The organism is Bacillota bacterium, assembly GCA_040754675.1.
Taxonomy (GTDB): domain Bacteria; phylum Bacillota; class Limnochordia; order Limnochordales; family Geochordaceae; genus Geochorda.
In genome coordinates, this window is record JBFMCJ010000242.1 from 1 (window position 1) to 6,294 (window position 6,294).

General features: G+C 68.3%; 4 protein-coding genes. All 4 read left to right on the forward strand.

The features are described from left to right. Positions 1–242 (forward strand): hypothetical protein (locus AB1609_13725; protein ID MEW6047518.1); only part of this gene is annotated, 242 nt, incomplete at its 5' end. Positions 243–273: 31 nt separating this feature from the next. After that, entirely contained in the window at positions 274–3,498 is a 3,225-nt protein-coding gene (locus tag AB1609_13730) for a glycoside hydrolase family 38 C-terminal domain-containing protein (protein ID MEW6047519.1), read from the forward strand. Between the two features lie 197 nt (positions 3,499–3,695). Continuing rightward, on the forward strand, positions 3,696–4,892 hold the full coding sequence (locus tag AB1609_13735) for a TolC family protein (GenBank protein MEW6047520.1): 1,197 nt from the start codon (positions 3,696–3,698) through the stop codon (positions 4,890–4,892). Then, positions 4,889–6,294, forward strand: a 1,406-nt coding sequence (locus tag AB1609_13740) for a TolC family protein (GenBank protein MEW6047521.1), incomplete at its 3' end; no start/stop codon positions are given. The genes AB1609_13735 and AB1609_13740, both read left to right, overlap by 4 nt.

Consider the following 6,294-nt stretch of genomic DNA (forward strand, 5'->3'; position numbering starts at 1 on the left):
TCGGTCGAATCGAGGCGCAGGAGATCGGCGACCGCTTCCATCGGATCTGGGTTACGGCTCCCCAGGGCGTATCCGGGCATCTGGTGGTTCGCTGCGAGAGCCGCCCGCGAAAGGTCCGTCTGGAGCGAGCTGTTACGGAAGGTGGGACTACCTGCCGCTGGGCGTGGGACGATCGATACGGCCTGTTGCGGGTCTGGTACGAGGGTTCTCCGGACGCGGTCGTCATCCGAATCGAAGCCTGAGCGTCGCAACCTACTTGAGGAGGAAGGCTGGATGCCAGACGGTGACCACCCCCTAGGTGCGGTTTACCGCCGGATTCTGGAGCTGGGCGCGTGGCGCAACCTTGCGATGGAGACGGTGGGCCGCGGAACGTTTCAGTCGCCCGAGATGGCCAAGCCGGTTCCTTTCGGTCCGGGGGACCCCTGGCCATCCCGGGCTTTTCCTGTCCGGATTGCCCTGCCAATCACGATCCCGATGACATGGGCCGGACAGCCGGTTCGCCTGCACCTGGACGTGGACGGCGAGGCCCTGCTCTGCGTCAACGGAAGGCCGCTGGGAGGCCTTTTGGGCCCGCCGCCCGCGGCCGGCCGCACCCGGATCCAGGTTTATCAGCGCGAGTACGAGTTGACCGGCGCGTGCCGAGGCGGGGAAACGTTCCGCGTCGAAGTCGAAGCCGTTCCCCGGGGCCGCTTCGGTGTACCGGTGAGAGAGCCCCGTTTCCGCCAGGGCTTCATCGCCGTGCCCGATCTCCAGGTCCGGGCCCTCTATGAGGATTTGCTCGCCGTGTGGGATGTCGCGCAGCACATGGACAGCGCCGCGCACGGCGCATACCGCACCCTTCTGACCGAGCTGTTGGAGGCCGCCCTGGCTGAACTGGACCTGCCCGCCGAGCAAACCCGCCCGTACCTTGCTGGACTGGGAAGGGATTCCCAGGCCGCAGGGCTCGTGGGCGAGGTATGGGAGGATTGGGATCTGGAGGCGCAGGGAAGCCCGGCTCCTTTGACCGATGCGCACCGGCAAAGCCTGGAACGGGCCGCGAAGAGGTTGCGCGAAGGCGTTGCCGATCTTGGCAGGCGGTTTCGGCCCGAGGGGGCGCTCACCCTGGCCGGACACGCCCACATCGATCTGGCCTGGTTGTGGCCGCTGGACGAGACCCGGCGCAAGGCAAGGCGCACCTTTTCCAGCGTCCTCTACCTCATGGACCGGCATCCGGAGATGACCTTTGCCCAATCCATGGCGCAGCTGTACGCGTTCGTCGAGGAGGACGACCCCGAGCTCTTCCGGCGCATCCAGGACCGGGTCCGGGAAGGCCGCTGGGAGCCTATTGGCGGCATGTGGGTGGAGCCCGACTGCAACCTGCCCTCCGGCGAGTCTCTCGCCCGTCAGCTTCTGCACGGCCAGCGCTACTTTCAGCGGGCCTTCGGGAGGCGGAGCCGGGTGGCGTGGCTTCCGGACAGCTTCGGTTTCACGGGAGCGTTGCCCCAGCTGCTCGTGCAGGCAGGTATCGACTTCTTCTTCACGACGAAGCTGTACTGGAACGACCGGGACCTCTTCCCTTACGACCTCTACTGGTGGGAGGGGATCGACGGAACCCGGGTACTGGCCCACCTGATCCGCAACGAAAACCAGGGCTACAACGGGAACATTCAGGCCTTCGACCTCAGCAACACCTGGCAAAACTTCCGGGGGAAGGCCCGCCACGGCGAAACGCTGCTCCCCTTTGGCTGGGGCGACGGTGGGGGTGGCCCCACGGAGGAGATGCTCGAGCGCTACGAACGGTTGAAGGATTTCCCTGGCATGCCCCGGAGCCGGATGGGTCGCATCGAGGACTTCTTTGAGCGGATCGACCGTACCCAACCGCTTCCCGTCTGGGTTGGCGAGCAGTACCTGGAATTCCACCGGGGCACCTACACGACCCAGGGCCGGATCAAGCAGGGGGTCAGAAAGGGCGAAGCGAGGCTGTACCAGGCCGAGGCGCTGAGTGCGCTGGCGGCCCGGGCGGAGAGCTCGTTCCCCTACCCTCGGGAGGAACTGACCACCCTGTGGCAGACGCTCCTGCGCAACCAGTTCCACGACATCATGCCCGGCTCCTCGGTGCGGGTCGTGAACGAACAGGCGGAGCGTGAATTGGCAGAGGTCGTGGCACGGGCCACCTCCATCCGGGAGGCTGCCTCCCGGGCGCTTGCGGCGCGCATCCCCGCTTCTCATCCGCAAGCCACGCACAGCCTGGTGGTCTGGAATCTATCCAGCCGGCCGCGGCGCCTCGAGCTGGAGATCGACGCCGGGGCCTTGCCGCCAACGCCCTTCAGGCTCCTCTTGCCTGGCGGTGCTGAAGTGCCCTACCAGCGGAGGAACGACAAGATTCTCGTGGTCGGGGCGCAACAACGGGTGAACGGTGTTGGCTATCTGGCCCTCTCCGTCGTGCCGGCCTCCCCGGCCGGCCACCCTTCCCCGGTGCGAGCGACGGCCAACGAACTGGAGAATGAGCGCCTGAGGGTGAGAGTGGCCCGCGACGGGACGCTGGCCTCCGTTTACGACAAGGAAGCGGGGCGGGAGGTGCTGGCCGGAGGCGGCAACCAGCTCTGGGCCTATTCGGACCGCCCGGCAGAGTTTGAGGCATGGAATCTTGACGAGGAGTATGTGAAGACCGGCCGGCAGTTGACGGCGGTAGAGCCCCCGAAGCTCGTCGAAGCAGGGCCGCTGCAGGCGGCCATCGAGGTGGTCACGCGATGCGGGGGTGCCCGCATCGTGCAGCGGTACGTTCTGCGCGCGGGCTCTCCCCGGCTGGACGTGGAAACGGAGATCGAGTGGACCGGCCGGCGAACGATGCTGAAGGCGGTGTTCCCGGTGGCGGTCCGATCCGAAGCGGTGACGTGCGAAACGGCCTTTGGAGCGGTCTCCAGGCCGACGCACCGGAATACCTCCTGGGACCGGGCCCGGTACGAGATACCGGCGCACCGATGGATTGACCTCAGCGAAGGCGGTTACGGCGTAAGCCTCCTCAATGACGGCCGGTACGGGCACTCGGCGCTGGGGAACATCCTGGGGATCACCCTGCTCCGCTCGCCGATTCACCCCGACCCGTATGCCGACGAGGGGACGCACCGCTTCACCTACTCGCTGTATCCCCACAGGGGGGACTGGCGCAACGGGACCGTGGATGAGGCGGAAGCGTTGAACGCTCCGCTGTGGGCGACGGTGGCCGATCCGAACGGAGATCTCCCGGCGGAGAAGGTATGGTTGTCCGTCGAGGCCGAGCCTGTGCGCCTGAGCGCGATCAAGCTGGCCGAGGAAGGCGAGGAGCTGATCGTTCGGGGCTACGAGGCCTATGGCAGCCGCGGCCGGGCGTTGGTCCGCGGGGAGGGCCCCGCATCCTTCTGCCGCGCGGTTGTGACCAACCTCCTGGAAGAGCCGGTGCGCGAGGTAGACGGTGGCGGGAGCGTTCTCGAGCTGCCGTACCGGCCGTATGAGGTATTCACGCTGAAGTTACGCCGATAGCGGTCGGGAAGAGAAGCATGACCCAGGGCGGCCGAAGGGGCCGGGCGCCGACACCACGAGGTCGCGTTGCAGCTTGCCGGCACGCCCCGCCCGAGCTTCCTGCCATCTTCATCGTATCCACACATTTCCTTCACAAGTTCGATGGAGCGCTGTAGTAGGCCTTAGACCAGATGCCGGCCGATCGGGGGGACAAAAGGGTGGATCTTGGCGCAAACAGACGCTGGAAGGCCGGACGTGCCGTTATCGCTTGGCTTTTGGCCATCGTCTCGACGTTTTGGCTCTTCGGCCCGCTGGCGCGGCTCGAGGCCGCCGCCCCTTCCGCCCAAACCGGTGGCCAGCAGCCCGGACCGGCCCGGGAGACCTTTACCCTGGAGTCAGCGGTAGAGAACGCGGTACGCGGTGCCGCCCTCGATATCGCCCGTCTGGCGCTGGCCAGCGCCCGGGTTGACTTCGAGCGAGCCATGGCGGACAACCTGCTGTCAGCCTCACCCCTGGCCGAACAGATGGCCCGCCACAACCTGCGCAAGGCCGAAGACGACTTCCGTGACAGCCACTTCCAGGCCGTGGCGTCCGTGATTGCCGCCTACTTCGACGTCATGAACGCAGCCGAGGGCGTACGCGTGGCCGACTTGCGGCACCGGATCGCGGTGGCCGCCCTTGAGGCTGCCCGGGAAAAGGCCCGCGTCGGCACGCTGGGCGCCCTGGAGCTTCAGGAGGTGGAGAACGTGGCGCGCTCGGCCGCCCAGGACCTGGCGGAGGCACGGGTCTCCCTCGATGACGCCCGAGAACGGCTGGCCAGAGCCCTCGGCTACCCCGAAGTGCTCCCCGAGGCGGAAGCGCTGATGGTACCGGAGCCGATTCCCGCCCTCCCGTCGCTCAGCCCTCAAGAGGCTGTTGCCATGGCGCTCGAGAAAAGCGGCGAGGTGGCGTCGCGCTCGGAGGCGCTGGAAATCGCCCGCAAGCAGCTTCAGCAGGCCATCGCCGAGCAGGCCCCGCCGCTGGACGTTCGCGCCCGGGAGTATGCCGTCGAGAAGGCTGAACTGGAGCTGCGCCAGGCCCGGGTCGAGCTGGACCGTTCGGTGCGCCTCGCGCTGGGTCAGGCCGTCAACGCCGCACAGCGTCGGGACGTGGCCTGGCGTTCGTTGCAGATCGAAGAGCAGCGCCTGCAAGGCGTCCGACAGCAGCAGCAGGCCGGGCTGAAGACGGAGCAGGCCGTGATGCAGGCGGAGGTGGCTACCCTTCAGGCCCGCCAGGGTTACCTCAACGCCGTCAAGGGCTACCTGACAGCGCTGGTGGACCTGCGCCGCCTGCTCGGACAAGACCCCGGCTTTGGCCCGCCCACCTCCGCGGTCAGCGAGAACGCTAGCCCGGAGGGAGCGGGTCCGGCGAAATGAGCCGGCGTGTGGTCCAGGGCGTGGGCGCGGCGGCGCTGCTGCTGGCGATGGCAACCAGGGCGGTGGCCGCGGTGCCCGAGGACGAGGCGGTGGAAGCGTACGTCGCCGCCCACGCCGGGGTGCGGCAGGCCCGAACCGAGTTGGAGGCGGCCCGCAACAACCACGAGCGGGTGACAAAGATAGTGTCGGCGCCTGTGCTGGCGATCTCCGGTACGTGGGGTCTGGACGCGCGGGAGACGTTCTGGCAGGGAAGTGCCGCCAACGGTGGGGTCACCCTGACGTGGTCGCCGGCGGTGCCGCTTTCCCTTGAGGCCAGCCTGCGGCACGGTACCGGCCTGACCCTGGAGAAAGGCAGCGAGAACTTCACCGTCAGCGGCCAGAACACCGTCGCCTCGCTGGAGGCCGCCTGGACGCTGTGGCCGCCGCCTGCTCTCCAGAGCCGCAGCCTCGAAGCCGAAAGCGCCCGCTTGCGCGTCCAACAGGCCGAATACGCCTTCAGGACGGCCACCGAGGAGGCCCGCCTGGAGGGGCGCCGGTTGTACGTTGCGGTACAGGTGGCCGCGGCCCGGCTGAGTGTGGCAAAGCAACGCCTGTCCCTTGCAGAAAACGCCCTGGCCCGGGCGGTCGACTTGCAGCGAGCCGGCCTGTTGGGGGAGGACGGCGTACTCAAGGCGCGCTCGGCTGCCCAGAAGGCTGCCCTGGCTGTGCAGCAAGCCGCCGCGTCGCTGTCGGGCTTCGAGCGGCAGCTTCGGCTGCCGGCTTCCCGGCTTGAACCCCTGCCCGGCGGGGACGAGCTTTCGGCCCTGGCCAGGCGGGCATCGGAAGAGGCCCTTCGCCGCCTTACCCTGCCCGGCGAGGAGCTGACGCTCCCGCCGTTGGCGGACCCATCAGCGGAAGCGCACGGCGTGGTGAAAGGTCTGCCCCCGCTGTCGGAGGGCATCCGACAGGCTGTGCTCGACCGCGCCTTCGAGGTGCGCCAGGCTGAGCAGGAACTGGAACTGGCCCGCCTCCGCCTCGAGTCGGTCCGGCACCGTGGCGAGACGGCGAAACTCTCGGCCAGCACCACCTCCTCGCCGGGGGGTACGGGCAGCTCGGCAGGCTGGTCGGTGTCGCTGTCGGCCGGACTGGACCTTTTCGATGGGGGCGAGCGCCGCCTGGCCGAAGCGGATGCGGCCCTCGCCCTGGCCGAAGCCGAACGGGCGGTGGCGGATGCCCGCGAACGGGTGCGGCAGGAGCTGGAGACTCGCTGGCAGGATGTGGCGACGGCGGCTCTCGGGCTGTTTTCGGCTCGGGTTGAGTTAGACGTGGCCGAATTCGAGCTCCGAAACGGGCGCAGCCGCCACGAGCGCGGGGTGGCGTCGGCCGACGCCGTGGCCGAGGCCGAGATCGACAGGGCCGATGC